At 71.5% G+C, this 26,334-nt stretch carries 22 protein-coding genes; 5 read left to right on the forward strand and 17 right to left on the reverse strand.

Annotated elements, in window-relative coordinates; translation table 11 throughout:
• Window positions 1-2: 2 nt before the first annotated feature.
• The 4 genes from ASC58_RS14850 to infC all read right to left on the reverse strand — a co-directional run bounded on the left by ASC58_RS14850 (window position 3) and on the right by infC (window position 2,188).
• Window positions 3-812 carry an RNA methyltransferase gene (locus ASC58_RS14850; RefSeq protein WP_056919863.1) on the reverse strand — a complete coding sequence of 270 codons (810 nt, stop codon included), beginning with the start codon at window positions 810-812 and terminating at the stop codon, window positions 3-5.
• 37 nt (window positions 813-849) lie between these two features.
• Window positions 850-1,230 carry a 50S ribosomal protein L20 gene (gene rplT, locus ASC58_RS14855; protein ID WP_056917512.1) on the reverse strand — a complete coding sequence of 127 codons (381 nt, stop codon included), beginning with the start codon at window positions 1,228-1,230 and terminating at the stop codon, window positions 850-852.
• Between the two features lie 80 nt (window positions 1,231-1,310).
• On the reverse strand, window positions 1,311-1,505 hold the full coding sequence (gene rpmI, locus ASC58_RS14860; protein WP_056917513.1) for a 50S ribosomal protein L35: 195 nt from the start codon (window positions 1,503-1,505) through the stop codon (window positions 1,311-1,313).
• Between the two features lie 68 nt (window positions 1,506-1,573).
• On the reverse strand, window positions 1,574-2,188 hold the full coding sequence (infC, locus tag ASC58_RS14865) for a translation initiation factor IF-3 (RefSeq protein WP_369796242.1): 615 nt from the start codon (window positions 2,186-2,188) through the stop codon (window positions 1,574-1,576).
• A gap of 325 nt (window positions 2,189-2,513) precedes the next feature.
• On the opposite strand from infC, the gene ASC58_RS14870 reads away from it, so the two are divergent.
• Complete coding sequence (locus tag ASC58_RS14870; protein ID WP_056917515.1) at window positions 2,514-2,918, forward strand: DUF1844 domain-containing protein; 405 nt, start codon at window positions 2,514-2,516, stop codon at window positions 2,916-2,918.
• A 52-nt stretch (window positions 2,919-2,970) separates the two neighbouring features.
• On the opposite strand, the gene ASC58_RS14875 is transcribed toward ASC58_RS14870, so the two are convergent.
• Window positions 2,971-4,215: an MFS transporter gene (locus tag ASC58_RS14875; RefSeq protein WP_056919865.1), complete on the reverse strand. Its 1,245-nt coding sequence runs from the start codon at window positions 4,213-4,215 to the stop codon at window positions 2,971-2,973.
• Window positions 4,216-4,635: 420 nt separating this feature from the next.
• Between ASC58_RS14875 and ASC58_RS14880 the strand changes: the two genes are divergently transcribed.
• Window positions 4,636-6,219 carry a catalase gene (locus ASC58_RS14880; protein ID WP_200947839.1) on the forward strand — a complete coding sequence of 528 codons (1,584 nt, stop codon included), beginning with the start codon at window positions 4,636-4,638 and terminating at the stop codon, window positions 6,217-6,219.
• 65 nt (window positions 6,220-6,284) lie between these two features.
• The gene (locus ASC58_RS14885) at window positions 6,285-6,641 is read left to right on the forward strand and encodes a DUF952 domain-containing protein (RefSeq protein WP_056917857.1); all 357 of its coding nucleotides are present in this window, start codon (window positions 6,285-6,287) and stop codon (window positions 6,639-6,641) included.
• Here the strand turns inward: ASC58_RS14885 and ASC58_RS14890 are convergent.
• The 11 genes from ASC58_RS14890 to ASC58_RS14940 form a co-directional block, all read right to left on the reverse strand.
• Window positions 6,634-7,365: an SseB family protein gene (locus ASC58_RS14890; protein ID WP_056917517.1), complete on the reverse strand. Its 732-nt coding sequence runs from the start codon at window positions 7,363-7,365 to the stop codon at window positions 6,634-6,636. The two genes, ASC58_RS14885 and ASC58_RS14890, sit on opposite strands and share 8 nt — an antisense overlap.
• On the reverse strand, window positions 7,362-8,096 hold the full coding sequence (gene priA / locus ASC58_RS14895) for a bifunctional 1-(5-phosphoribosyl)-5-((5-phosphoribosylamino)methylideneamino)imidazole-4-carboxamide isomerase/phosphoribosylanthranilate isomerase PriA (RefSeq protein WP_056919866.1): 735 nt from the start codon (window positions 8,094-8,096) through the stop codon (window positions 7,362-7,364). Before priA ends, ASC58_RS14890 begins: the two co-directional genes overlap by 4 nt.
• 110 nt (window positions 8,097-8,206) lie before the next feature.
• The gene (gene hisH, locus ASC58_RS14900; protein WP_056917519.1) at window positions 8,207-8,845 is read right to left on the reverse strand and encodes an imidazole glycerol phosphate synthase subunit HisH; all 639 of its coding nucleotides are present in this window, start codon (window positions 8,843-8,845) and stop codon (window positions 8,207-8,209) included.
• Complete coding sequence (locus tag ASC58_RS14905; RefSeq protein WP_056919867.1) at window positions 8,845-9,468, reverse strand: hypothetical protein; 624 nt, start codon at window positions 9,466-9,468, stop codon at window positions 8,845-8,847. Before ASC58_RS14905 ends, hisH begins: the two co-directional genes overlap by 1 nt.
• Entirely contained in the window at window positions 9,465-10,079 is a 615-nt protein-coding gene (gene hisB, locus ASC58_RS14910; protein ID WP_056919868.1) for an imidazoleglycerol-phosphate dehydratase HisB, read from the reverse strand. The genes ASC58_RS14905 and hisB overlap by 4 nt, the downstream gene beginning before the upstream one ends.
• A complete protein-coding gene (locus tag ASC58_RS14915) occupies window positions 10,076-11,200 on the reverse strand; it encodes a histidinol-phosphate transaminase (RefSeq protein WP_056920102.1) in 1,125 nt (374 codons plus the stop codon). The genes hisB and ASC58_RS14915 overlap by 4 nt, the downstream gene beginning before the upstream one ends.
• Before the next feature lie 23 nt (window positions 11,201-11,223).
• Complete coding sequence (gene hisD, locus ASC58_RS14920; RefSeq protein ID WP_056919869.1) at window positions 11,224-12,564, reverse strand: histidinol dehydrogenase; 1,341 nt, start codon at window positions 12,562-12,564, stop codon at window positions 11,224-11,226.
• Between the two features lie 44 nt (window positions 12,565-12,608).
• Window positions 12,609-14,009, reverse strand: a complete 1,401-nt coding sequence (locus ASC58_RS14925; protein WP_082553353.1) for an MFS transporter — start codon at window positions 14,007-14,009, stop codon at window positions 12,609-12,611.
• A gap of 17 nt (window positions 14,010-14,026) precedes the next feature.
• Window positions 14,027-17,053: a bifunctional [glutamine synthetase] adenylyltransferase/[glutamine synthetase]-adenylyl-L-tyrosine phosphorylase gene (locus tag ASC58_RS14930; RefSeq protein WP_056920103.1), complete on the reverse strand. Its 3,027-nt coding sequence runs from the start codon at window positions 17,051-17,053 to the stop codon at window positions 14,027-14,029.
• Window positions 17,054-17,138: 85 nt separating this feature from the next.
• Entirely contained in the window at window positions 17,139-18,476 is a 1,338-nt protein-coding gene (glnA, locus tag ASC58_RS14935; RefSeq protein WP_056917524.1) for a type I glutamate--ammonia ligase, read from the reverse strand.
• Between the two features lie 55 nt (window positions 18,477-18,531).
• On the reverse strand, window positions 18,532-20,082 hold the full coding sequence (locus ASC58_RS14940) for an NAD(P)/FAD-dependent oxidoreductase (protein WP_056919870.1): 1,551 nt from the start codon (window positions 20,080-20,082) through the stop codon (window positions 18,532-18,534).
• 86 nt (window positions 20,083-20,168) lie between these two features.
• On the opposite strand from ASC58_RS14940, the gene ASC58_RS14945 reads away from it, so the two are divergent.
• Together ASC58_RS14945 and ASC58_RS14950 are read left to right on the forward strand one after the other, a co-directional pair.
• Window positions 20,169-20,555 (forward strand): hypothetical protein, encoded by a 387-nt coding sequence (locus tag ASC58_RS14945; RefSeq protein WP_157598538.1) that lies wholly within the window; start codon window positions 20,169-20,171, stop codon window positions 20,553-20,555.
• A 209-nt stretch (window positions 20,556-20,764) separates the two neighbouring features.
• On the forward strand, window positions 20,765-23,788 hold the full coding sequence (locus ASC58_RS14950; protein ID WP_157598539.1) for a S8 family serine peptidase: 3,024 nt from the start codon (window positions 20,765-20,767) through the stop codon (window positions 23,786-23,788).
• A 102-nt stretch (window positions 23,789-23,890) separates the two neighbouring features.
• On the opposite strand, the gene ASC58_RS14955 is transcribed toward ASC58_RS14950, so the two are convergent.
• On the reverse strand, window positions 23,891-26,218 hold the full coding sequence (locus ASC58_RS14955; protein ID WP_235529261.1) for an immune inhibitor A domain-containing protein: 2,328 nt from the start codon (window positions 26,216-26,218) through the stop codon (window positions 23,891-23,893).
• Window positions 26,219-26,334 lie beyond the last annotated feature (116 nt).

The following is a 26,334-nucleotide window of genomic DNA, read 5'->3' on the forward strand; positions in this document are numbered from 1 at the left end:
CCCTAGCCCCTCTGTGCCGCTGCGGAGGCGTAGACACAGACCGTGGCAGCCATGGCCAGGTTGAGCGACTCGGCCGCTCCGTAGATCGGGACGCGCACGACCTCGTCGCACTGCGCCCGGACCTCCTCCTCCAGTCCCCACGCCTCGTTGCCCATGACCCAGGCGTGCGACGGGACGAGGTCGACGTCCGGGAGCAGCACCGTGCCGGCGCCGTCGGCGGCCAGGACACGGATCCCGGCGTCCCGGAGTCGGGTGATCGTCGCGTCGACGCGCAACCCCGTGACGACCGGGAGGTGGAAGAGCGAGCCCGCCGTGGAACGCACGACCTTCGGGGAGAGGACGTCGACCGAGGCGTCGCTCACGAGGACTGCGTCGGCCCCGGCGGCATCGGCTCCCCGGATCACGGTGCCGGCGTTCCCGGGGTCGCGGACGTTGGTCAGCAGGACCAGCAGCCGCGGCGACCCCACGAGGACGTCGTCGAGGGTCGCCACCGGGGTGCGGCAGACCGCCGCGAGCCCCTGCGGGGTCGGGGTCTCGCTCATCGCGGCGAGCACCTCGTCGGTGACCTCGTGGACGTACAGGCCGGCAGCGGAGGCCGCCGTCACCACCTCGACGTACCGCTCCGCGGCGTCGGGGGTGAGGTACAGGTCGACGACCAGCTCCGGGTGGTGGCGGACCACCTCGCGGACGGACTGCGGCCCCTCGACGAGGAACCGGCCGGTCCGGTCACGCACCGAGCGCCGGGACAGTGCCCTGACCGACTTGACCCGGTCCGACCTGGTGTTGGTCAGAAGGGTGTTCGGCTGGGGCATGTCCCGGCGCTCGGGTGGAGTGCTGTGACGCGCTGGATCAGGCGTTCGCGGTCTCGGCCACGGCCGGGACGTTCGCGCGCGAGATCTCGACGAGGGCGGCGAAGGCAGCCTCGTCGTTGACGGCCAGCTCGGCCAGCATGCGACGGTCGACCTCGATCTCAGCAGCCTTGAGGCCCTGGATGAAGCGGTTGTACGTCATGCCGTTGGCGCGGGCGCCGGCGTTGATGCGCTGGATCCACAGGCGACGGAAGTCGCCCTTCTTGGCCCGACGGTCACGGTAGGCGTAACCGAGGCTGTGGGTGACCTGCTCCTTGGCCTTGCGGTAGAGGCGCGAACGCTGTCCGCGGTAACCGCTGGCGCGCTCGAGGACGACCCGGCGCTTCTTCTGGGCGTTGACTGCCCGCTTCACGCGTGCCACGTGAGTTCTCCTTGCTGTCTAACTGCTTGCGAGGCTGCTTGTCGAGCCCGGCCAAACAATGGGGTTGGGTGGGGCTCGGCTCAGCGGCCGAGGAGCTTCTTGACCTTCTTGGAGTCCGGCTTGGACACCTCGACGTCGTTCGCGATCGAGCGCGTGAAGCGCGAGGACTTGTGCTCGAGGAGGTGGCGACCGCCAGCCTGCTCGCGCATGACCTTGCCCGTGCCGGTGATCCGGAAGCGCTTCTTCGCACCGGAGTGCGTCTTCATCTTCGGCATGAGGCCGATCTCCTTGCTGTTGGTGTAACCGTGTCGTTCGTGCGGGTGGTGCAGGGGTGGAACCGGGCTCAGGTGGCCGGCTCGGTGGTCTCTGCCTCGGGGGCGGTGGGCTCGGCGGCCGTCTCGGTGGAGACGTCCTGGGCCTGGTCCGCGTCGGAGGCCGGGGCGGCGGTGCGCGCGCGGCGCTGCTCGGCCATCGCCTCGGACTTCTTCTTCGTCGGACCGAGCACCATGATCATGTTGCGGCCGTCCTGCTTGGGGGCCGACTCGACCGTGCCCAGCTCGATGACGTCCTCGGCGAGGCGCTGCAGGAGGCGGAAGCCCAGCTCGGGGCGCGACTGCTCGCGTCCGCGGAACATGATCGTCACCTTGACCTTGTCGCCGCCCTTGAGGAAGCGCTCGACGTGGCCCTTCTTGGTGCCGTAGTCGTGCGGGTCGATCTTCGGGCGGAGCTTGATCTCCTTGATGACCGTGTTGACCTGGTTCTTACGCGCTTCGCGCGCCTTCAGTGCCGCTTCGTACTTGAACTTGCCGAAGTCCATGAGCTTGGCGACTGGAGGCTTGGCCATCGGGGCCACCTCGACGAGGTCGAGGTCAGCCTCGGCGGCGAGCCGCAGCGCGTCCTCGACGCGCACGATGCCGACCTGTTCTCCGTTGGGGCCAACCAACCGCACTTCCGGCACCCGGATGCGGTCGTTGATGCGAGGCTCGCTGATGGTGGTGCTCCTTCGGTCAGGGAATCGTCCGACCGCACCCAACGAGAAGAGGCTCCCCGCCGCTGTCGCGCGAGAAGCCTCACCAGTTCCGTCACGGGTGCCCCGAGTACCGTGTGCGGTGCGGGCTGACGCCCGCGGCACACGCCTCGGTGGACCCGGGAACCCGGCGACCGAAGTGGTCGACGCGGGTGGAAGCAGGTGCTGCTTCTCTTGCACACCGCGCCCACCTGTGTGGCCACCCGAAGGCGACCCCGTGAGTGGTCACGGCCGGTCGATCTGCAAGGCTACCAGCGTGAGCACGGAATCTCCCAATCCCCACCCGACCACCTCCCGCTACGACGAGACCACCCCTGCCGACGACGGACAGCTCGCGCAGCAGACCCGTGACATCTCCGAGGTGCCGGCCGTCGAGGTCATCACCACCGCGGCGATCCACCTGATGAGCGCTGCCGCGGTGAAGTGCGGGCTCGCGGAGGGCCCCGACGCCGCCGACCACCTCGACCTCGACGAGGCCCGTCGCCTCATCAACGCCCTGGCCGGTCTCATCACGGCCTCGGCCCCCGACCTCGGCAGCCAGCACGCCGCTCCCCTGCGCGACGGCTTGAAGTCCCTGCAGCTCGCCTTCCGCGAGGCCTCCGTCATCCCCGACGCGCCGGGTCAGGGTCCCGGGGAGAAGCTCACCGGCTCCGTCGTCTGACCTCGCCGGAGCGGCGCCGAGCCGCCAGGCCGGACCGGTATGGCGCGGGAGCTCAGACGGTGGCTGCGGCGCGGGCGCGCTCGGCGGACTGCTTCGCCCGTCCGGCCCGGTGGCGGCGGGCGCGGCCGGAGGTGGCGACAGCTCCCACGAGCGCGATGACCAGCCCTGCCGCCGCGACGACAAGGAACCCCGCACCCCACCCGACGTGGTCGATGGCGACGCCGGCCAGGGGCGCACCCATGGCCCCTCCGGCCGTCATGAACGACCCGTGCCAGCCCATCGCCTCCCCGCGGGCGTCCGCGGGGACCACGCGGCTCGCCTGGTCGACGGTCGCGGTGATGGTGGGCGCGCAGAACAGCCCCGCCACGAACCCGAGGACGGCCAGCGACGGCGCCCCGGACGCGAGCGCCATGGGTGCGGTCACCAGGGCCAGCCCCCCGAGCAGCCAGAAGGCCGAGATGGAGCGGCGCAGCCCGCCGTAGACGAGCCCGCCGACGAGCGACCCGAGGCCCCAGACCGCCAGCACCCAGCCGATCGACCCGGGCGACTGGAAGTCACGCAGGGCCGCGACGAAGGCGATGTCGGAGCCGCCGAGGACGAGGGTGGCCGCACTGGCGCCCAGGCAGATGGCGATGAACTGTGGCCGCAGCCACGACGAGCGCGGCACGGAGGCCGCCGCGGCGACGGCCACGCCCTGGTCGTCGACCTCGCGCGGTGCGTCCTCACGGATGACCGGGTTGGCCGCCCACAGCAGGATGCCCGCGGCGACGCCGAGCATCTGGATGGCGAAGAGGACCCACGTGGTCGGCCAGACCGTCGCGGCCCAGACCCCGAGTGCGGGGCCGACCATGAAGGACAGCTCCACGGCCACCGAGTCGAGCGAGATGGCCGTGCGGCGGTCGTCCTCGGGGACGGCGACGATGATCGCCTGCCGGATGATGGAGAACGCGGGGATGACGAAGAGTCCGGCGACCGAGGCCAGCACGAGCAGCGGCCAGTACGACACGAACGGCGCGATCGACCAGCAGACCGCGGCCACGACGATCGACGGCACGACCACCCGGCGCAGGCCCATCCGGTCGAGCAGCCGCCCACGCCACGGGCCGCTCACGGCGATGGCGATGGTGGCAGCGGCCGAGACCAGGCCGGCCGCGGCGTAGGGGCGGTCGAGGGCGGACACGACGTGGAGGGTGAGGACGATGCCTCCGGCGAACACCGGCATGCGCACGAGGAAGCCCAGCACGAGCGCCCGGCGGAGGGCGGAGCTGGCGAGGACGCGGCGGTAGCGGTGGAGCACTCCCCCACTGTCGCAGTCGGGACCGACACCAGCCAAATGGGTTTCGCTCCTGACACCCGGGACCGGGCTCAAGGGTGTCGACGCGGCTCCTCCAGGCGACCTACCGGCCGGACAACCGCTCCTCCCGCAGCACGTCCACCCGGTCGCGTGAGTAGGCCGAGGTGGAAGCAGGAGCCGCCCGTCCGAGGCGCTCGCGAAGAGCTGCGTCGCCCATCCCCCTGTCCAGCGCCCCGGCCAACGCCGCGACGTCCCCACCGGGACGAGCAGGCCGTACACCCCGTCCGTGACCAGCTCACCCCCACGGCGCGGCCGGGCTCCCTCGGATGCGGACCCCGCCCGGATCGGCGAGGGTGGAGGCAGGCTCCCCGCCATACCCGAACCTGACCGACCTGACCGCAACGAACGATCCCGAGGAGCACCATGACCACCCAGAACACCGGCGAGTCCATCCAGACCGCACCCTCCGACGAGGCCCGGCTCGGCTCCCACACCGACAACGGCGCACCGGCCCCCAGCGACCGCAACTCCCTGACCCTCGGCGCCGACGGCCCGATCCTGCTGCACGACGTGCACTTCCTGAATCAGATGGCGCACTTCAACCGCGAGCGCGTGCCCGAGCGCAACGTGCACGCCAAGGGCTCGGGAGCGTTCGGCACGTTCGAGACCACCGAGGACGTCTCGCGGTACACCAAGGCCGCGCTGTTCCAGCAGGGCTCGACGGTCGAGATGCTCGCGCGCTTCTCGACGGTCGCCGGTGAGCAGGGCTCCCCCGACACGTGGCGCGACCCCCGTGGGTTCGCGCTGAAGTTCTACACGCCCGAAGGCAACTACGACCTCGTCGGCAACAACACCCCGGTGTTCTTCATCCGCGACACCATGAAGTTCCCGCACTTCATCCGCAGCCAGAAGCGCCTCGGCGGCTCGGGCCTGCGCGACAACCACATGCAGTGGGACTTCTGGAGCCTCAACCCGGAGTCGGCGCACCAGGTCACGTACCTCATGGGTGACCGCGGCATCCCGAAGACGTTCCGGCACATGAACGGCTACGGGTCGCACACGTTCCTGTGGATCAACGAGGCCGGTGAGAAGCACTGGGTCAAGTACCACTTCCACAGCAACCAGGGCGTCGAGGGACTGACCGGCGAGGAGGCCACCCGCATCGCCGGGCAGGACGCCGACCACCACCGCCGCGACCTCTGGGACTCCATCGAGGCCGGTGACTTCCCCAGCTGGACGCTCTCGATCCAGGCGATGCCCTACGAGGACGCGAAGACCTACCGGTTCAACCCGTTCGACCTGACCAAGGTGTGGCCGCACAGCGACTACCCGCTGATCAAGGTCGGCACGATGACCCTGAACAAGAACCCGGACAACTTCTTCGCCCAGATCGAGCAGGCGGCGTTCGAGCCGTCGGCCGTCGTGCCCGGCATCGGCTTCTCCCCCGACAAGATGCTGCTCGGTCGGGCCTTCGCCTACTCCGACACCCACCGCTACCGGATCGGCGCCAACTACCTGCAGCTGCCCGTCAACCGTCCCCGCGTGGAGAACCTCAACACCTACACGCAGGACGGTGCGATGGCGTTCGAGCACCGCGGTGACGCCCCGGTCTACGCCCCCAACAGCCAGGGCCGCGGCTACGCCGACCAGGTCGGCGAGGTCGAGGACGGCTGGGAGGCCGACGGCGCCATGGTGCGCCAGGCCTACACGCTGCGCGCCGAGGACGACGACTTCGGTCAGGCCGGCACGCTGGTCCGCGAGGTCTGGGACGACGCGCAGCGCGAGTCGTTCGTCGAGACCGTGGCCGGTCACCTGCTCGGTGGCGTGAAGTCGCCGGTGCTCGAGAAGGCGTTCGACTACTGGAAGAACGTCGACGCCGACACGGGCAAGCAGATCGAGGAGCTCGTCCGCGCCGGTCTGGGTGGCGACAACCCCGGCGGCATGGCCGACGACGCCAAGGTCGTCCAGGACCCGATCGTGGAGACGAACACGCAGGCGTCCAGCTAGTCCCACGACACCGTGTGCCGCGTGCCCCCGGAACCACCCGGGGCACGCGGCATACCGTGGTCGTCGTGACGATCTTCCACCTCGCCGAACCCGCCCACTGGGCCGCCGCCCAGCTCTCGGGCAGCTACACGCAGTCGACACGCGGACGCACGATGGAGCAGGAGGGGTTCATCCACTGCTCGTCCGCGGAGCAGTGGCCCGTGGTGCGCCGCAACTTCTACGCCGACGTGCCAGAACCCTTGCTGCTGTTGGAGATCGACGTCGACGCGCTCGCCGAGCCGCCGGTCGTCGAGGTCGGGAACCCGACGACCGGCGAGACCTTCCCCCACCTGTATGCAGCGCTGCCGACGTCCGCGGTCGTGCACGTGACCGAGCTCGCGCCCCCGCACGGCGAGGACGTCGACCCGCGGCCGCTCAGCTGATCGAGAAGGCCAGCCCGTCGATGCGGGCGCGGATCTCGCCGTCCGTCGCCAGCCGCTCCCCCACGGCCGTGGCGATCTCCTGGACCCGCTGAGCCGGGAGGCCGGGCACGAGCGTGAGGGCGACGCGCAGCACGCCCTCACCCGGCGTCCCGCCGGTGAGGGCGTGGCCGACCACGTCGGGCTGCTCGTGCAGGGCGTCCGCCACGGCGGCCGCCACCTGGGGGTCCTCGTGCGCCGGGAGCCACTCGCGCTGCTGGGCCAGCGCCCAGACCATGCTCGGGCGCAGGGCGAGCGGCTGCTCGCCCGCGACGTCGACCACGATGACGTCGCACCGTTCGCTCACGGCGGCCTGCGCTGCGCGGGCGGCGGTCACGGGCACGGGGCGCGCCTGCGGGTCCCAGGCGGAGATCGCGTCCATCGAGGTGAAGACGGGCAGGGCCCGGGCACCGTCCGGCGCGACCAGCGTCACGGCGGCCATGTCCGTCTGCTTCTCGACCAGGTGCTCGCCGCTGTCGTCGACCGAGACCGGCTCGGCGACGATGGGGACGAGGAGCCGGGCGCCGGCCACCGCGGCCATCAGGGCGCGTTCGTCGGACGGGTCGGCGAGCGCGGCCGCGAGTGCCGGGTCGGCGGCGCCGGTGTCACCGTCGAACCCCGTTCCCGTCAGCTCACGACCGCCGAAGGGAATGCCCGCGGAGTCCTGCGAGGGCGTCGATCCGCTCACGGTCGTCCCGCCACGTCGAGCGCGTCGGGCAGCGTGAACGCCCCGCGGTAGAGCGCGGACCCCACGATGGCACCCTCGACGCCGTCGGCGACCAGGCCACGGATGGCCTCGATGTCGGCCAGCGTCGAGACTCCGCCGGAGGCGACGACCGGGCGGTCGGTGCGGGCGCAGACGTCCCGCAGCAGCTCGAGGTTCGGCCCCTTGAGCATGCCGTCCTTGTTGACGTCCGTGACGACGTAGCGCGCGCAGCCCTCGCGGTCGAGCCGCTCGAGCGTCTCCCAGAGGTCGCCACCCTCCTGCGTCCAGCCGCGTGCGGCCAACGTGGTGCCCCGGACGTCGAGGCCGACCGCGATCCGGTCACCGTGCTCGGCGATCGCGGCGGCGGTCCACTCCGGGTCCTCCAGCGCCGCCGTCCCGAGGTTGACCCGGCAGCAGCCGGTGGCCAGGGCAGCCTCGAGGGAGGCGGCGTCGCGGATGCCGCCGCTCATCTCCACCTTGATGTCGAGGCGCCCGACGATGTCAGCGAGCAGGTCGCGGTTCGAGCCACGCCCGAAGGCCGCGTCGAGGTCGACGAGGTGCAGCCACTCGGCACCCTGCTCCTGCCATGCGAGCGCCGCCTCCCACGGGTCGCCGAACTGGCCACCGGTGCCGGCCACCCCCTGCACGAGCTGGACGGCCTGGCCGTCGGCGACGTCGACGGCGGGCAGGAGTTCGAGGCGTGGCGTGGTCATGCGATGTCCTTCACGTGTCGTGCGGCGGTCGGTGGGGTGCGTCAGTGGTGTCGGTCGATGGTGACTGTTCTGCCTGAGGGACAGGCTGTTTCGACAGGGTGGGGGACACCTCAGAGGGTGCGGACCCAGTTCTCGAGGAGCGCCAGCCCGGCGTCCCCGGACTTCTCGGGGTGGAACTGCGTCGCCGACAGGGGGCCGTTCTCGACGGCCGCGACGAAGCGGCCACCGTGGTCGGCCCACGTGACCTTGGGCGCCACCGCGGCGAACGCGCCGGTGGGCGGCTCCAGGACCCAGTCCTGCACGGCATACGAGTGGACGAAGTAGAAGCGCTCGGACTCGACGCCCGAGAACAGCCGTGAGTCGCCCGGTGCCTCGACCCCGCTCCAACCCATGTGCGGCACGACCTCGGCGCGGAGCCGGGCGACGGTGCCGGGCCACTCCCCGAGGCCCTCCTGGGGCGTGCCGGTGGGTTCGTCGGAACCGTCGAACAGGACCTGCATCCCCACGCAGACCCCGAGGACGGGCCGCCCCCCGGCCAGGCGGGTCTCGATGACGAGCGGCCCGTCGGCGGCACGCAGGCCGGCCATGCACGCGTGGAAGTTGCCGACACCGGGGACGAACAGCCCGTCGGACTCCAGGGCGAGGCGACGGTCACCCGTCAGCGTCACCTGCGCGCCGACGTGCTCGAGGGCACGCACCGCGGAGCGGACGTTGCCGCTGCCGTAGTCGAACACCACCACGTGTGCCATCAGCTCTCCTCCAGTTCGGCGCGGTGCTGCGCCTGCTCTGCCATGCGGGACTCGAAGCGCGCCACCGCCTGCGCGGTGGGTGCGACGACCTGTCCGCGGGGGTGGTCGGACGGTGCCAGCAGGTCGCCGCCGGGCAGGGACAGGACCTCGAGGACCCGCCGCAGGTACCGCAAAGCGTCGCCGGAGCCGTCCTTGAGGACCGCGTGGACCGCGGAAGGGCTGGTCCGGCTGTGCGCGGCCGCCACCAGCTCGGGCGGACGGGCCGGGTCGAGTCCCGGCGTGCGCAGCGGGCCGTTCTCGGGTTCCCACACCAGCCACCGGTGGCCGGCGCGGAACCCCTTGGCCTGCAGGCTGACCACCGCGCGGTGGTCGATGACGAACACCCCGATGGACGGCCGCAGCCGCAGGGGCACGGGCCGTCCCGCGAGCACCGTGACCGCGTCGTCGTACGGGGCCCGGGCGCGCGAGGAGCGCTCGGCCGGCAGCAGCGCCGTCCACTCCCCCAGCGGCACGACGTCGCAGGCGACGAGCCCCCTGCGGACCCAGCCGGACACGGGGCCGGGCTTGGCCCGCACCAGGAGCAGTCCGCGCGAGTCCCGCGCAGGCTGCCACGGGACGCTCACGTGGAGAGGCTGCCCTTCGCGCTGGGGACGCCGACCACCCGCGGGTCGCGGGCCACCGCGGCCCGCAGCGCGCGGGCGACCGCCTTGAACTGCGCCTCGACGACGTGGTGGGGGTCGCGTCCGGACAGCACCCGGACGTGCAGGGCGATGCCGGCGCGGTAGGCGAGGGACTCCCAGACGTGACGGGTCAGGGAGCCGACGTAGTTGCCGCCGATGAGGACGTAGGCCTGGCCTTCCGGCTCACCGGTGTGGACGACGTAGGGCCGGCCCGCGACGTCGACGACGGCCTGCACCAGCGCCTCGTCGAGGGGCACGGTGGCGTCACCGAACCGGGAGATCCCGCTCTTGTCGCCGAGCGCCTCCCGCAGCGCGTCGCCGAGCACGATCGCGACGTCCTCGACGGTGTGGTGCGCGTCGACGTCGACGTCGCCCGTGGCCTTGATGCGCAGGTCGATCAGCGAGTGCTTGGCCAACGAGGTGAGCATGTGGTCGTAGAACCGCACACCGGTCGACACGTCGGCGACGCCCGTGCCGTCGAGGTCCAGCTCGAGCTCGACGCTCGACTCGGACGTCGAGCGGCTCAGCGAGACCCTGCGGTCACCTGCGGTCACGACGGGCTCCTGTCCGTGGCTGTTGCAGCGATCTCGGCCACGGCGGCCAGGAACGCGTCCGTCTCGGCCGGGGTCCCGGCCGTCACACGAAGATAGTGGGGAATGCCGACGTCGCGGACCAGCACCCCGCGGTCCAGCAGCGCGCGCCACGTCGCGGCAGCGTCGACGAGTCCGCCGAAGAGCACGAAGTTGGCGTCGCTGGCGACCGGGTCGTAGCCGAGGGCGGCCAGCTCGGCGACCATCCGATCGCGCTGCTCCTTGATGACCTCGACGGTCCCGAGCATCTGGTCGGCGTGCGCGAGGGCCCCCAGCGCGATGGCCTGCGTCGGCGCCGACAGGTGGTACGGGAGACGCACCAGCCGCAGCGCGTCCACGAGGGCGGGGTCGGCGGCGAGGTAGCCGAGCCGTCCCCCCGCGAACGCGAACGCCTTGCTCATGGTGCGCGTCACGACGAGCCTCGGTCGTCCCTCGAGGAGGGTCAGGGCGCTCGGGGTGCCGGGGCGGGCGAACTCGGCGTAGGCCTCGTCCACGACGACCACGGCCCGCTCCGCCGCGGCATACACGGCCTCGACGACGTCGAGCGGCAACGCGGTGCCGGTGGGGTTGTTCGGTGAGCAGAGGAAGACCACGTGCGGCTGGTGCGCCCGCACCTGCTCCACCGCCGACTCCACGGTGAGGTCGAACGGTGCGTCGGTCCCCTGCCCTCGCAGCCCGTCGACCCACGTCGTGCCCACGCCGGTGCTGATGAGCGGGTGCATGGAGTAGGCGGGGGTGAAGCCCAGGGCCGTCCGGTCCGGGCCGCCGAAGGCCAGCACGAGGTGCTGGAGGACCTCGTTGGAGCCGTTGCCGGCCCACAGCTGGGCCGGCTCCAGCGCCACCCCCGTGGTGGAGGACAGGTATGCCGCGAGGGCGGTCCGCAGGTCCGTGAACTCCCGGTCTGGGTACCGGTTGAGGTCCGGTGCCACGGCGGCCACGCGGGCGGTGATGTCGGCCACGACGTCGGGCGGCACCGGGTAGGAGCTCTCGTTGGTGTTGAGGCGCACGGGCACGTCGAGCTGGGGCGCGCCGTAGGGGCTCGCGCCACGCAGGTCGGGGCGCAGCAGCTCCTCGAGGGGTGTCAGGTCGCTCACGACGTCCGCCCCGCTCAGGATGCGTCGAAGCGGGCCGTGACCGCCTCGCCGTGTGCGGGCAGGTCCTCGGCCTGGGAGAGCGTCACGACGTGGTGCGCGACCTCCTCGAGGGCGGACCGGCTGTAGTCGACGACGTGGATGCCACGCAGGAAGGACTGCACGGACAAGCCGCTGCTGTGGCAGGCGCACCCGCCGGTGGGCAGCACGTGGTTGGACCCGGCGATGTAGTCGCCCAGGCTCACGGGTGAGTACGGGCCGACGAAGACCGCGCCGGCGTTGCGCACCCGGGCGGCGACCGAGGACGCGTCCCGCGTCTGGATCTCCAGGTGCTCCGCGGCGTAGGCGTTGACGACGTCCAGGCCTCGCTCGAGGTCGTCCACGAGGACGACGCCGGACTGCGGGCCGGTGAGGGCGGTGCGCACGCGCTCCGCGTGCTTGGTCGCCGGGACCCGGCGCTCCACGGCCGCGGCGACCGCAGCGGCGAGCTCCGGGCTGTCGGTCACGAGGACCGATGCGGCGTTCGGGTCGTGCTCGGCCTGGCTGATGAGGTCGGCCGCGACGTGCACCGGGTCGGCGGAGTCGTCGGCGAGGACGGCGATCTCGGTGGTCCCGGCCTCCGAGTCGATGCCGATCAGGCCCTTGAGCAGGCGCTTGGCGGCCGTGACGTAGACGTTGCCGGGGCCGGTGACGAGGTTGACGGGCTCGGCCACGACGGCCTCCTCGCCCTCTCCGTCGGTGAACCCGTAGGCGAACGCGGCGACCGCCTGGGCACCACCCACGGCATACACCTCGTCGACGCCCAGCAGCGCGCAGGCGGCGAGGACGGTCGGGTGGGGGTAACCGGTGAAGACGCCCGTGTTCTCGCGCTGGGGCGGGCTGGCGACGGCCAGCGAGCCGACCTCGGCGATCTGGGCGGGGACGACGTTCATCACGACGCTGGAGGGGTAGACCGCACGGCCACCGGGCACGTAGAGGCCGACGCGGTCGACGGGGACCCAGCGCTCGCTGACGGTGCCACCCTCGGCGACCGTGGTCGTCGTGGTGGTGCGGCGCTGGTCCTCGTGGACGATGCGCGCCCTGCGGATCGACTCCTCGAGCGCGGTCCGCACGTCCGGGGCCAGGGTGTCGAGGGCCGCGGCGATGACGTCGGCGGGCACGCGCAGGCTCGTGGGGCGGACCCCGTCGAACCGCTCCCCGAGGTCGTAGAGGGCCTCGGCGCCGCGGTGGCGCACGTCCTCGCACAGCGGCCGGACGGTCTCGACCGCCGCCGCGACGTCGAACTCGGCGCGGGGCAGGAGGTGGCGCAGCTCGCGGACACCGAGCACGCGTCCGCGCAGGTCGATCGTGGACATCATGGGGCCAAGTCTAGGCGGGGCCGTTCGCGGCTCCTGTGGCGGTCTCAGCCCCCGGAGCCCTGGCGTGGCATGAGCGGGTCCGTCGGGACCTCGGGGCCCACCCGCGGGTCCGGGCCAAGCCCGCCCGCACCCGGGCGGCTCGTGGAGCCGTCGGGGTCCACCTGCCCGTCAGCGCTGCGGGCGTCGTGGCGGAAGGTCGCCTCGATGCTGTCGGCCACCTCGTCGCGGGGCCACCGAGCAGCCAGCAGTACGAGCACGCCGAGGGTGATCACCGCGCAGATACCGACCGCGGCCGCGGCCGAGGTGTGCTCGGAGATCCACCCCGCCGCGAGGAAGCAGACGCCCGTCACGCCGACGGACATGGCCCCCGCGAGACCGAACACGCGGCCCCTCATCGTGGGTGGGACCAGCAGGGTGAAGGCCGACTGGAGCGGCAGCATGTAGCACTGGAGGGCGCCCGAGAGGAACCACGCCACCCACACCACGGGCAGCGGCGGCTCGAAGATCGTCGCGAGCAACGGCAGCGGCATGAGCACCGCGAGGCGCATGACGAGCCGGAACTGGCGCTCGGCGGGGAGCCTGGCGATGAGCAGCACACCGACGACTGCACCGAGGATGGGCGCGGCCATGAGCAGGCCGCCCCACGAGGACGAGCCGCTGTGCTGGGTGCCGTACGGCAGGGCGACGGCCTCGGGTGCGGCGATGGCCAGGGCGCTGGCGAGCGAGAGCAGCAGCAGCATGGTCAGGACGCGGCTGGAACGGATCTGCTGCCAGCCGTGGGCCAGGTCGCCGGCCAGGCTGTAGAGCGGGGTCTCCGTGGTCTCGGCCAGCGACCTCGGCGGAGTGATCCACATGAGCAGGGCGGCACCGAGCACGAAGGTGGCCAGGTCGAGCAGGAGGGCCTGGGTGTCCCCGATGACCCCGACGATGACACCACCGATGGCCAAGCCGATGGCCTGGTTGATCTGGGTGGCGAGGGTGTTCAGCCCGAACGCGCGGGCGTAGAGCCGGCGGTCGGGGAAGATGTCGGTGAGCAGCACCTGGCCGGCCGTGATGGCCGGACCGCCGACGAACTCGAGCACGAACACGATCGACAGCACGAGCGCGAGCGACTCGGTCGTCGACACGGTCGCGATCAGGGCCAGGACGAGCAGCGCGCGCAGGAGGTGCGTGCCGACCATGACGGTCCGTGCGGGCCAGCGGTCGCACAGGGGCGACAGCAGTGCCCTGCCGAGGATGCTCGGCACCAAGGACACGGCGAACGTGGCCGCCGTGGCGAGGGCCGAACCGGTCCAGGCGAACACGACCGAGGCGATCGTGATGCGGGCGATGTAGTCGCCCCACGTCGACAGCGTGGCGGCCATGAAGACGGGCAGGAACACCGGGGCGCGAAGCACCTCGGTGTACGAGGGCACCACAACGGCACCGTCCCTGCCCCTGACCATGCGCCGACCGTACCTCGCTACCGCGAACCGTAAAAGTCGAACTCGGTCACCGTCCGGGCGTGTCGGGCCGCCCGGCGGTACCGGCCCGCGAGGTCTGCTCCGGAGCCCGGATCGCCACCGAGGATGCGGCTCACGCCGTCGGCGACCCGCAGGTCGGAGGGCACGCTGTCGACGGGCCGGCCGCGGTAGAGCACCGCGGCGTTGCGCAGCCGGGAGGCCAGGGTCCAGGACTCCCGCAGGGCCTCGGCGTGCTCGGCGCTGATGAGTCCGGCGCCCTCGGCCGCCTCGAGCGCAGGCAATGTGCTCGTGGTCCGCAGGCCCGGCACGTCGTGGGCGTGCTGCATCTGGAGCAGCTGGATCGTCCACTCGACGTCGGTCAGGCCACCGCGCCCGAGCTTGAAATGGCTCTTGGGGTCGGCCCCGCGGGGCAGCCGTTCGGCCTCCATGCGCGCCTTGAGGCGGCGGATCTCCCGGACCTGATCGGGGGTGAGCCCGGCGTCCGGCCAACGCAAGGGGTCGATCAGCTCGACGAACCGCTCCCCCAGCCCCACGTCGCCGGCGATGGGGGTCGCGCGCAGCAGCGCCTGCGACTCCCAGGTGAGCGACCAGCGCGAGTAGTAGGCGCGGTAGCTCTCCAGGCTCCGCACGAGGGGTCCGTTCTTGCCCTCGGGGCGCAGGTCGGCGTCGAGCCCCAGCCCGGTGTCGGGTCCGGCACCGCCGAGCAGGCGGCGCAGCTCCTGCACCGTGGCGAGGGCCTGGTCCTGGGCGGCGGCCTCGGAGGCGCCCTCGACGGGCTCGTGGACGAACAGCACGTCGGCGTCGGAGCCGTACCCCACTTCGCCGCCCCCGAGCCGTCCCATGCCGACGACGAGCAGCCGGGTGGCGGGCGGGCCGTGCTGCTCCGCCACGACGCGGACGGCCACGGACAGCGCGGCCTCGAGGAGCGCGGCCACGAGGTCCGTCAGCGCGGTGCCGACCTCGCGCAGGTCCAGCTGCCCCGTCAGGTCGGCGACGGCGATCCGGAAGAGCTCCTGGCGGCGCAGGCTCCGCGCTGCGCGGACGGCCCGGTCCGGGTCCTCCTGACGACCTGCAGCGGCGGTCATCCGCTTGACCAGGTCGGCGCGCGGCAGGGGCGTGAGCCCCCCGGTCTCGCCGAGGATCGCGACGGACTCGGGGGCACCGACGAGGAGGTCGGCGGCATACCGGCTGCGCCCGAGGACGTGCGCCAGCCGCTCGGCGGCCGTGCCCTCGTCGCGCAGGAGGCGCAGGTACCAGTGGGTCGAGCCGAGCTCCTCGCTCACCTTCCGGAAGGCCAGGAGCCCTCCGTCGGGGTCGGCCTCGTCGGCGAACCACGCCAGCATCACCGGCAGGAGGGTGCGCTGGATGGCCGCACGGCGGCTCACGCCTGAGGTGAGTGCCTCGAGGTGGCGGATGGCACCGGCGGGGTCACGGAAGCCGAGCGCCGCGAGCCGCTCGCGGGCGGCCTCCGGACCGAGGCGGGCCTCGGAGCTGCTCAGCTTGGCGACGGCAGCCAGCAGGGGCCGGTAGAAGAGGCGCTCGTGGATGCGGCGGACCTCGCGCGCCTGCTGCTGCCACTGCGTGACGACCGCCTTGGCGGGGTCCGAGCGGTGTCCCAGCGCCCGACCGAGGCGGCGCAGGTCCGCCTCCCCCGTCGGCATGAGGTGCGTCCGCCGGAGCCGGAACAGCTGGATGCGGTGCTCGAGGGTGCGCAGCAGGCGGTAGGCGTCGTCGAGCGTGGCGGCGTCCTCGCGCCCGACGTACCCGCCCCGCGCGAGCGCGTCCAGGGCCTCGAGGGTCGTGCCGGAGCGCAGCGAGTCGTCGGAGCGGCCGTGGACGAGCTGGAGCAGCTGCACGCTGAACTCGACGTCACGCAGCCCGCCGGGACCGAGCTTGAGCTGGCGGTCCGCCTCAGCGGCGGGGACGTGCTGCTCCACGCGGCGCCGCATCGACTGGACGTCCTCGACGAAGTTCTCGCGGGACGCGGCCTGCCACACCATGGGGCGGACGGCGTCGAGGTAGGCCTCCCCGAGCGCGCGGTCGCCGGCCACCGGACGCGCCTTGAGCAGGGCCTGGAACTCCCAGGTCTTCGCCCAGCGCTCGTAGTAGGCGCGGTGGCTCTCGATGGTCCGCACCAGGGGCCCGTTCTTGCCCTCGGGGCGCAGCGCCGCGTCGACTGGCCACAGGGTGCCCTCGCCGGTCGAGGTGGAGCAGGCGCGCATGAGGTGGGTGGCCAGCGAGGTCGCGGCACCGATGGCGCGCGCCTCCTCGACGCCCTCGCGCGGCTCGGCCACGAAGATGACGTCGACGTCGCTGACGTAGTTGAGCTCGCGCCCACCGGTCTTCCCCATGCCGATCACGGTGAAGTCGCACAGGTCGGCGTCCTCCCCGACGTGCTGACGGGCGATCTCCAGGGCGGCCTCGAGGGCAGCCTCCGCGAGGTCGGCGAGCGCTGCCGCCGCCTCCGGCAGGGCTGCGGGCGGGTCGTCCGTCGTGAGGTCCAGGGCCGCGATCCCGAGCAGCTGCCGTCGATAGCCGATCCGCAGCGCGTCGTATGCCGTGCGGTCACCGGGGTCCCGGACCGCGTCCACGAGGTCGTGGACGCGCTGCGCGGGGGTGCGGGGTGCGGCCTCGGTGACGCTGCGCCAGTGCTCGGGGTGCGCGACCAGGTGGTCGGCGAGCGCGGTCGAGGCACCGAGCACGGCGAACAGCCGGTCGCGGGCCGGGCCGGAGTGGCGCAGGGCCGCGACGAGGCCGCTGACCTCCACGCCCGTCCCGGACTCGGCGTCGCGTCGCTTCGGCTCGCCGGCACGCAGCGACTCCATCAGCCGCACCAGGCTGAGCAGCGCCAGGTCGGGGTCGGCGACCGCGGACAGGGCGTCCGGCAGGCCGTCGTTGAAGAGGTCGTCGAACGGGTCGACGAGTCCCGCGAGCGCCCGGTCGGCCAGGAGCTGCTCGGCGCGCGGCGGGTCGGCGAAGCCGAGCCGAGCCAGGGTCGCGGTCTGGGAGACCGCCCGGCCGGCCATCACGACCACGCGCCGCGTGACCGGAGGGGACCGGCCTGCCGCCGGCCGCGCCGTGGCGGACGCGGTCCCGGCGCGATACCGGTCCTCACAGTCCGGGCAGGTAGCGCTCGAGCTCGAACCGGGTGATCTCGCCGCGGTAGTCGTCCCACTCGGCGCGCTTGTTGCGCAGGAAGAAGTCGAACACGTGCTCGCCGAGGGTGTCGGCGACGAGGTCGCTCTTCTCCATCACCCGGATGGCCTCGTGCAGGGACGTCGGCAGCGGCTCGATGCCCATCGCCTGGCGCTCGGCCGACGTCAGGCCCCACACGTCGTCCTCGGTCTCGGGCGGCAGCTCGTAGTCCTCCTCGATCCCCTTGAGGCCCGCGGACAGCATGAGCGCGAACGCCAGGTAGGGGTTGCAGGCCGCGTCCAGGGTGCGCACCTCGACCCGGCTGCTCTGTCCCTTGGTCGGCTTGTACATCGGGACACGGACCATCGCGGACCGGTTGTTGTGGCCCCAGGTCAGGTGGGCCGGCGCCTCGCCGCCACCCCAGAGGCGCTTGTAGGAGTTCACCCACTGGTTGGTCACGGCCGTGATCTCGGCGCCGTGGCGCAGCAGGCCGGCGATGAATTGACGGCCCACCTTGCTCAGCTGGTAGGGCGCCCCGGCCTCGTAGAAGGCGTTGCTGTCGCCGTCGAAGAGGGACATGTGGGTGTGCATGCCGGAGCCGGGGTGGTCGGCGAACGGCTTGGGCATGAAGGAGGCGAAGATGCCCTGCTCGAGCGCGACCTCCTTGATGACCGTCCGGAACGTCATGATGTTGTCGGCGGTGGAGAGGGCGTCGGCGTAGCGCAGGTCGATCTCGTTCTGCCCCGGCCCGCCCTCGTGGTGGCTGAACTCCACCGAGATGCCCATCGACTCGAGCATCGTGATCGCGGCGCGGCGGAAGTCGTGCCCGGTGCCGTGCGGGACGTGGTCGAAGTACCCGGCCTGGTCGACCGGTTCCGGGCTGTCACCGGGCGTGAAGCCCTGCTTGAGGAGGTAGAACTCGATCTCGGGGTGCGTGTAGAACGTGAACCCGAGGTCGGACGCCTTCCCCAGCGCGCGCTGCAGGACGTGGCGGGGGTCGGCGAAGCTGGGCGAGCCGTCGGGGAGGGTGATGTCGCAGAACATCCGGGCCGTGCCCGGGTTCTCACCGCGCCACGGGAGCACCTGGAACGTCGCCGGGTCCGGCTTGGCCAGCATGTCGGCCTCGTAGACGCGCGCGAAGCCCTCGATCGCCGAGCCGTCGAACCCGATGCCCTCGGCGAACGCGCCCTCCAGCTCGGCCGGCGCGACGGCCACCGACTTCAGGGTCCCGAGCACATCGGTGAACCACAACCGCACGAAGCGGATGTCCCGCTCCTCGATGGTGCGAAGGACGAACTCCTGCTGACGATCCATGGGGGTGATCCTGCCCTAGAAGGGTGACGCGGGGGGTGCCGCACCACCGTGGTGTTCAGCTGGCGAGAACCGACTGCGCAGCGTTGTGACCCGGTATGCCGCTGACGCCGCCACCGCGGCGAGCGCCGGCGCCCGCGATGCGCACCCTGGGGTGCCGGGTCTCGACGCCCCACGTGCCGACCTCGCTCGCCTGCTCGGCCCAGGGCCACTGCAGGGAGCGGTGGAAGATGTTGCCCCCCGGCAGCCCCAGGTCCGCCTCGAGCTCGACCGGGGTGCGGGCCTCCAGGCAGAACGCCCCGTCACCGTCCCGGAGCAGCACGTCCTGGATGGGCTCGGCCAGCACCGAGTTCAACGACTCCAGGGTGCGGGCCAGGGCGAGGTCCTTGGCGGCGTCGTGCTCCTCCGCACTGCCCCGGAAGAGGCGGGCAGGCAGGTGCAGGCCGAACAGCGTCAGCGTCTGGGCGTCGGTGGCGGCGAGCTCGGCACCGAGGATCGAACGGTCGGAGAGGCTGTGGCAGTAGATCTCGCACGGCGGCAGGTCGGGCACGCGCCCGGCCGCCGCCGCGGCATACGAGTCCTGGAGCTGGGTGTAGCCCTCGTTGATGTGGAAGGTCCCGGCGAACGCCCCGGTCGGGTCCACGGAGGAGTCGCGCAGGCGGGGCAGTCGTGAGAGCAGCATGTTGACCTTGAGCTGGGCCCCTTCGGGTTCGGCCTCCGTCTCGACGGGGTCTGCCCCCGCGGCCTCGAGCAGACGGTTGAGCACCACCGGTGCGCAGGCCGCGTGGATGGTCGAGGCCGTCGCGGAGCCGCCGTCCCAGCGGACCTCCCCTTCGGGGTCGAGGGCGAGCACCCTTGTCCCCGTGCGGATCTCGGCACCGGCGGCGACGGCAGCGCGCGCGAGGCCGTCGGTGACGGCGCCCATCCCGCCGACCGGGACGTCCCAGTCGCCCGTGCCGCCACCGATCAGGTGGTAGAGGAAGCAGACGTTCTGCCGCAGGTCGTCACCGCGCAGGTCGGCGAAGGTGCCGATGAGCGCGTCGGTGGCCACGATCCCGCGCACGGTGTCGTCGGTGAAGGTCGCCTCGAGCACCTCGCCGAGGGGACGGCGCACCAACGCCTGCCAGAGCTCGTCGTCGCCCACGAGGGCGGCCAGGTCGTCCTCGGTCCGCAGGGGTTCGAGGACCGTCGGGAAGACCTTCTCCGCGAGGCGCTGCACGCGACCGTAGAAGTCGTCCCAGGCGGTGTGCTCGCCGGCACCACCCGTGAGCGCGGCGAAGCCCGAGGCGGTCGCGCCCGGGTCGCCGTGGTCGACCAGCAGGCCGCGGGCGGGGTCGGCCGGCACAGGGGTGAAGGAGGAGTACCGGCGACGGATCAGCCGGACGTCGAGGTCGAGGTCGGTCATCACCTGCTTGGGCAGGAGCGAGACGAGGTAGGAGTACCGCGAGAGGCGGGCGTCCACGCCGGGGAAGGCCTGGGCAGACACGGCCGCGCCCCCCACGTGGTCGGCAGCCTCGAGCACGAGGACCTTTCGGCCGGCTCGGGCGAGGTAGGCGGCGGCGGTGAGCCCGTTGTGGCCGGCACCGATGACGACGTCGTCGTAGTTCACGGCGCCGAGCCTACGGGCTGTCGAGCAGGCGGAGTCCGGCACCCGGTCCGCCCGGCCGCCCCTGCGTCAGGGCCTACGGTGGGACGGTGAGCCGCCCCTCGGGTCGACGCGACGAGACCACGCCGCCGGACGGCGACGCCCTGAGGGCCGCAGTGCGCCCGCGCGCCAGGCTGCCGGGACGCCGTCCGTCACGACGACCCGTGGAGGTCGACGGCGTGGATGCCTCGTTGCAGCCCCTCATCGACCGTGCCGTCACGGACCTGGCGGACCGGGTGGGGGTCCCACCGGACGAGGTGGTGGTGGAGGTTGCGGCATCGGTGACCTGGTCGGACAGCTCGTGCGGGTGCCCCCAGCCCGACCGGTCGTATGCCCAGGGGCCGGTCGACGGGGCGTACGTCCGCCTCCGCGCGGGCGGACGGGTCTTCCACTTCCACGGCGGCGGAGGTCGCCCGATCTTCCTCTGCGACGGCTGAGCGGTCACCCCCGTACCCTCGGTCCGCCGCAGGTCGGGGTCGACCGCACCGTGGTCACGCAAGAAAGTGCAGCGGCGGGGGATGTGCTCGAACTCCTTCCGGGCATACATTCCGGCACGGGGCACGTGTGACCGTCCCGACGGCCCTTCGCGAGACCCCGCCACCTGTTGGCCGTGTCCGGTGGTGAGCCGGACGGGAGGAGTGTTGTCGTGAGGCGCATCATTGCAATGGCAGGGGCCGCGGCTGCGGCGCTGTGCATGGCCACGACACCGAGCTGGGCGGCGACCGCGTCGCCCACGTCGGCGTCCCCGGCAAAGAGCTCGGTCGTACCGAGTGTCACCAAGAGCGCGACGGGCAGCTACATCGTCGTCATGAAGGCAGACCCGCTCGTGCGTTCGATGAAGGTCAAGGACCTGGGCACCCCCCGGGGACGGGAACGCAAGGCCGCTCTGCGGGCGACCCACGACGCGGTGCTCAAGCGCGCCGGTGTCTCCACCACCCAGAAGACCACCGACTACAGCAACGCCGTCAACGGGTTCGCCGTGCGCACCAGCCTTCGCAGCGCCGAGAAGATCGCCCGCGACCCCGGCGTGGCGCTGGTCCTGCCGGACGAGCTGCGACAGCCCACGGCGGTCGCCAGCGACTCGCGGGGCCACGACGACGGGCGGGGCCTGTCCGTCAACGGCCTCAACAGGTTCCTCGGCCTGACCGGCAAGGGTGACGCCTATGCCCGGGGGATCACCGGCAAGGGCGTCCTCGTCGGGGTCATCGACACCGGCATCTGGCCCGAGCACCCCAGCTTCGCCGCCAGGCCGGGACTTCCCGCCGCACCGGTGTTCGACACCGCCGAGCGTTCCGCCTGCGCCTTCGGCAACACAGCCTGGAACCCCAACGACAAGCCCTTCGCCTGCAACAACAAGCTCGTCGGAGCACGCGAGTTCCTCGACACCTACAAGGCCAACCAGGGTCTCGAGGCGCACGAGTTCGACTCTGCCCGTGACAACGAGGGCCACGGCACCCACACGGCATCGACCGCCGCCGGCAACGGCAACGTCCGCGCCAGCATCTTCGGCGTCGGCAAGGGCGTCGTCTCGGGCATCGCCCCCGACGCCCAGGTGATCGCCTACAAGGCGCTCGGAGACCTCGGTGGCTTCACCTCCGACCTCGCGGACGCGATCGACCAGGCCGTCGCCGACGGCGTGGACGTCATCAACTACTCGATCGGTGGCGGCGCACAGACCGTCAGCGCCGACACCATCGCCTTCCTCTTCGCGGCGGACGCCGACGTCTTCACCGCGGTGTCGGCCGGCAACTCCGGACCCGGTGCTGCGACGATCGGAGGTCCCGCAGACGTGCCGTGGGTGACCGGCGTCGGAGCCACGACCTACCCGACCTTCTACAAGGGGGTCGTCAAGCTCGGCAACGGACGCAGCTACGTGGGCGGATCGGTGACCAGGGGAACGGCCAGGGCCGAGTTCGTCGACGGCGCCCGCGCCGGATCTGCCGGCTCCGACCTCTGCCTCGCCGGCACCCTCGACCCCGCCAAGGTGACCGGCAAGATCGTGCTCTGCGGTCGCGGCACCAACGGTCGGATCGAGAAGAGCTTCGAGGTCCAGCGCGCCGGCGGCATCGGCATGGTGCTCTACAACCAGAACGACGTGGACAACATCTTCACGGACAACTTCTTCGTCCCGACGGTGATGGTGGACAACTCCCCGGGCACCGCGATCCGCACCTGGGTGAACTCGACTGCGCACCCGGTCGGCAGCCTCGTCAACGGTGGCATCAGCAAGGCTCCGTTCCCGACCCCGACGGTCGCGAGCTTCTCCAGCCGTGGCGAGAACCCCACGTCGGGCGACATCATCAAGCCCGACATCAGCGCGCCGGGTGTCCAGATCATGGCCGGCAACACGCCGTTCCCGTCGCCCGGCACCCAGCCGGCCGGTGAGCTCTTCCAGGCCATCGCCGGGACCTCGATGTCCGGGCCGGTCGTCGCGGGCTCCTACGCCCTGCTCAAGCAGGCGCACCCGGACTGGTCGGCCGCCGCCGCCAAGTCGGCCCTGATGACGACCGCCGACACCCGCGTCCGCGACAACGACCGCAGGACCCAGGCCGGGCCGTTCGCCATGGGCGCCGGTCTGGCCGTGGTCGGTGAGCCGGGCGAGAAGGGATCCGCGTTCCGACCGGGACTGGTCTACGACGCCGGGTTCCTGGACTACCTCGGCTTCCTGTGCGCCGAGGGACCGGAGGCGTTCAGCAACCCGGATGCCACCTGTGCCAGCCTCCGGGCGGCGGGTGTCCCGACGGTGGCGTCCGACCTCAACTACGCCTCCATCGGCGCAGAGGCCGTCCCCGGAGCGACCACGGTCACCCGGACGGTCACCAACGTGTCCGGCAAGAAGGCCACGTTCACGGCCCGGTCGAGCGCCCCGCCCGGGTACTCGGTCAAGGTCACGCCGTCGACCCTGCGGCTCGCACCCGACGAGTCGGCGACGTTCACCGTCACCCTCACCAACGGGGGGCAGGCTCCGTCGGGCGAGTGGCGGTTCGGTTCGCTCACCTGGGCAGGCAGCGGGTATGCCGTGCGCAGCGCCATCGCGGTCAAGGGCGTGGACATCGCGACGCCGGCCACCGTCTCGGGCACGGGCACGTCAGGCACGGCATCGATCCCCGTGCAGTTCGGGCGGGCCGGCGCGTACACGGCCACCCCGCACGGGCTGGTGCCTGCGACGGACACCAACGGGACCATCGACCAGGATCCCGACCAGACGTACCCGAGTGCCGACGACGGCTCGGGCGTCGACCAGATCCCCTTCACCGTGAGCGGCGTCAACCTCGCCCGGTGGTCACTGGTGCTCCCCGGCGCCACCGACCTCGACCTCTACCTGCGTGGTCCTGACGGCAGCATCGTCGCCCAGAGCACCAACGGTGGGACCAACGAGGAGATCACCCTGGAGAACCCGGCTGACGGCACCTACACGATGGTGGTCCACGGCTGGGCCGTCGGGACGCCGGGCACGGCGTACGACCTGCGCAGCTGGCTGGTTCCTGACGCCACCGGCGGCAGCCTCCAGGTGACCTCGGGCAGTCCCGTGACCGCAACGGTCGGTGGCAGCACCACCGTCGGTCTGGCCTGGTCCGGCCTCACCGCCGGGACCGACTACCTGGGCACGGTCAGCCACGCCATCGGCGGAGTGGGGGTGGCCACGACCGTGGTGTCCGTGACGGGATGACCTGACCGGGCCACCTGGCGGTGGCCGACAGCACCAGCACGTGAGGCCCCGGGATCATTCGATCCCGGGGCCTCACTGGAGCTGACGATCAGGTCAGAGCACTCAGCGGTCGAAGCGGACCTTGAGCAGCATGTCCTGCGCGTTGTTCGTCGTCTTGGCCACCGTGATCTTGGTGCCCGAGCCGGCGACCTGGACCGAGTTCTGCGGGTTGTCCGCAGTCCAGTACTTCTTCTTGTCGAGGTCGTAGAACGTCGGGATCGCCTTGCTCGACTTGACCGTGGTCGGCACACCGTTCATGTGGAAGGTGACCGCGTCGGTCTTCTCCTGCCCGAAGGTGGCGTCGAACGGCTGACGACGGTTGCCGAGCAGCGTGCCGTTCGGGAACTTGACCGGCAGGTAGCGCGCGTCCACCGGGAGCACCTGGCCGTGGCCGGGGTGCACGCTGGTGTTGTTGTCGCCGTACTGGCCGTCGACGTACGTCACGAGCAGGCCGTTCTGGTACGGGAAGCGCTCCACCCAGTCGGGACGGGTGTTGGACCAGCCGAAGTTGTACGGGCCGGTCTTGAGGGTCTTGTCGTACCCGTTGTAGACGCGGTTCTCGGCGAGGTAGTAGTGCTGCACGACCTCGGAGGTCGAGCCACCCGTGCGCTTGAACCCGTTGGCGGTCCAACCGTTGTCACCGTTCTCGACGGTGTCCGTGAGGACGTTCGCACCGTCAGCGGTGACGGCGATGTCGTCGAGGAACGGGCCCTCGTAGTGCAGGCCACCGTCGGTGGCGTAGCGGAACCGGAAGGTGATGTTCTGGCCCGCGTACTTCGACAGGTCCCAGGTCTTCTGGGCCCACGGCGTCAGACCAGCGTTGCCGGCCGGGCCGTCGACGAGTCCGCCGACCTGCTCCCACGAGCCGCCACCGTTGGTCGACACCTCGGCGTAGAGGGCGTCGTAGTCCTGCTCGATGTTGTACTGCAGCCAGGCCGAGATCGACGCGGACTTCTTGCCGGTCAGGTCGATGGTCCGGGCCAGCGTGGAGTTGAGGCCGTCAGCCGAACCGCCCCACCACTCGAACGAACCGCTGTGCGGCTTGTTGTAGGTCGTGGTGACCGTCTTGTCCGGCAGGTTGACGAGCAGGGCCTGCGGCAGCTTGGCGTCGTCGCGGTCGGCCGGGCCGATCTTCACGTCGCGGTCGAAGCCGTGGTTGACCTGCTGGTAGTCCAGCCAGCCGAGCTGCAGCTTCTCCCAGGCGCCCATGTTGCCGGGCGTGGTGCCGATGGAGTCGGTGCCCTTGTTGAGCCACGAACCACCGGACATCAGCGTCCAGAAGCCGGTGCCGTTGTCGCCACCCGCGGTGTCGTACAGGTCCGGCAGACCGAGGTCGTGACCGAACTCGTGCGCGAACACACCGAGGCCACCGTTCTCCGGCTCGGTCGTGTAGTCACCGATCCACATGCCCGAGTTGCCGAGCGGCACACCGCCGAGCAGGTTTCCGGCGGGGCCGGTCTTGCCCTGGTTGTTCGAGTAGGCGTACCAGCGGTGCGACCAGATGGCGTCCTCGCCTTGGGCGCCGCCACCGGCTTCCTCGCCCTCACCGGCGTGGATGGCCTGGAAGTGGTCGATGTAGCCGTCGGGCTCGTTGAAGTTGCCGTCGCCGTCGTAGTCGTAGCGGTCGATCTTGTCGAACTGCGACAGGTAGGACTTGATCTGGGCGTCGGTCTTGCCCTGGGCCTTCTGGTCGTTGTACCAAGCGGTCGCGGTGTCGGCGATGAACGGCCAGTAACCCGCGGCGTCGCTCTGCTTGTTGCTGCCGTAGGCGGCCTCGTTGTAGGGCACGGAGACCCAGTTGGAGACGTCACCCTTGGCGAGGAAGCGACCGTTGGAGAGCTTGGTGTAGAAGTCCTTGAACGACTCGCCCTCGCCGAACATCATGTCCAGGTAGTGCTGGCGGTTGAAGTCCTTGGTCCAGTAGGTCGAGTTGTCGTCCGTCTTGCTGCCGTCCCACTTGCGGTCGGGGGCCGGGATCTGGTTGTGGACCGGGCCGGCGGTGCCACCGGTGGTCGTCTTGGTCTTGGAGCCGAAGTCGGCGAGGACAGTGAAGATGTCCTCCTCGCGGTTGACCGGCCACGAGACGTACTTGTCCTTGGCCGCCTTCGTACCGCGGGCCGCGGCGTTCTTGCTGCCCTTGACCTTGATGACGCGCTGGCCACCACGGGTCTCGGTGGTCGCCTCACCCTTGATGAGCTGGTTGACGGCCTCCTCGCGCAGGTCGCGCTGGGCGTCACCGAGCGGGTTCGGCAGGTCGTGCGGCCGGTTCGTGTAGTTCGGGTCCTTGGCCACCACCGGGGCAGGTTTTGCCTGCGCAGGGGCGGAAGCCACACTCATGGCGACGGCCGCGACGGCCACCCCCGAGAGAACGCTGACGTAACGTCTCTTCACTGATCCTCCAATTGACGTTCACCACGTGTGCACCTGGGTCCGGCACACACAAGGGCGAGCCAAACACGGGATCAGGTCTGGCGGATTGTCCGGATTGGTCAGGAAAGCGTAAAGAA

It is taken from the genome of Phycicoccus sp. Root101, assembly GCF_001426245.1.
Classification (GTDB): domain Bacteria; phylum Actinomycetota; class Actinomycetes; order Actinomycetales; family Dermatophilaceae; genus Pedococcus.

Bases quoted from the DNA above. Each gene is read 5' to 3' on its own strand.
- ASC58_RS14930 (WP_056920103.1), bottom strand. From the start codon at position 17,053: ATGGCCGGCCGGGCGGTCTCCCAGACCGCGACCCTGGCTCGGCTCGGC.
- ASC58_RS14925 (WP_082553353.1), bottom strand. From the start codon at position 14,009: ATGGTCAGGGGCAGGGACGGTGCCGTTGTGGTGCCCTCGTACACCGAG.
- rpmI (WP_056917513.1), bottom strand. From the start codon at position 1,505: ATGCCGAAGATGAAGACGCACTCCGGTGCGAAGAAGCGCTTCCGGATC.
- ASC58_RS14880 (WP_200947839.1), top strand. From the start codon at position 4,636: ATGACCACCCAGAACACCGGCGAGTCCATCCAGACCGCACCCTCCGAC.
- priA (WP_056919866.1), bottom strand. From the start codon at position 8,096: ATGACCACGCCACGCCTCGAACTCCTGCCCGCCGTCGACGTCGCCGAC.
- hisD (WP_056919869.1), bottom strand. From the start codon at position 12,564: ATGATGTCCACGATCGACCTGCGCGGACGCGTGCTCGGTGTCCGCGAG.
- glnA (WP_056917524.1), bottom strand. From the start codon at position 18,476: ATGGATCGTCAGCAGGAGTTCGTCCTTCGCACCATCGAGGAGCGGGAC.
- ASC58_RS14850 (WP_056919863.1), bottom strand. From the start codon at position 812: ATGCCCCAGCCGAACACCCTTCTGACCAACACCAGGTCGGACCGGGTC.
- hisH (WP_056917519.1), bottom strand. From the start codon at position 8,845: ATGGCACACGTGGTGGTGTTCGACTACGGCAGCGGCAACGTCCGCTCC.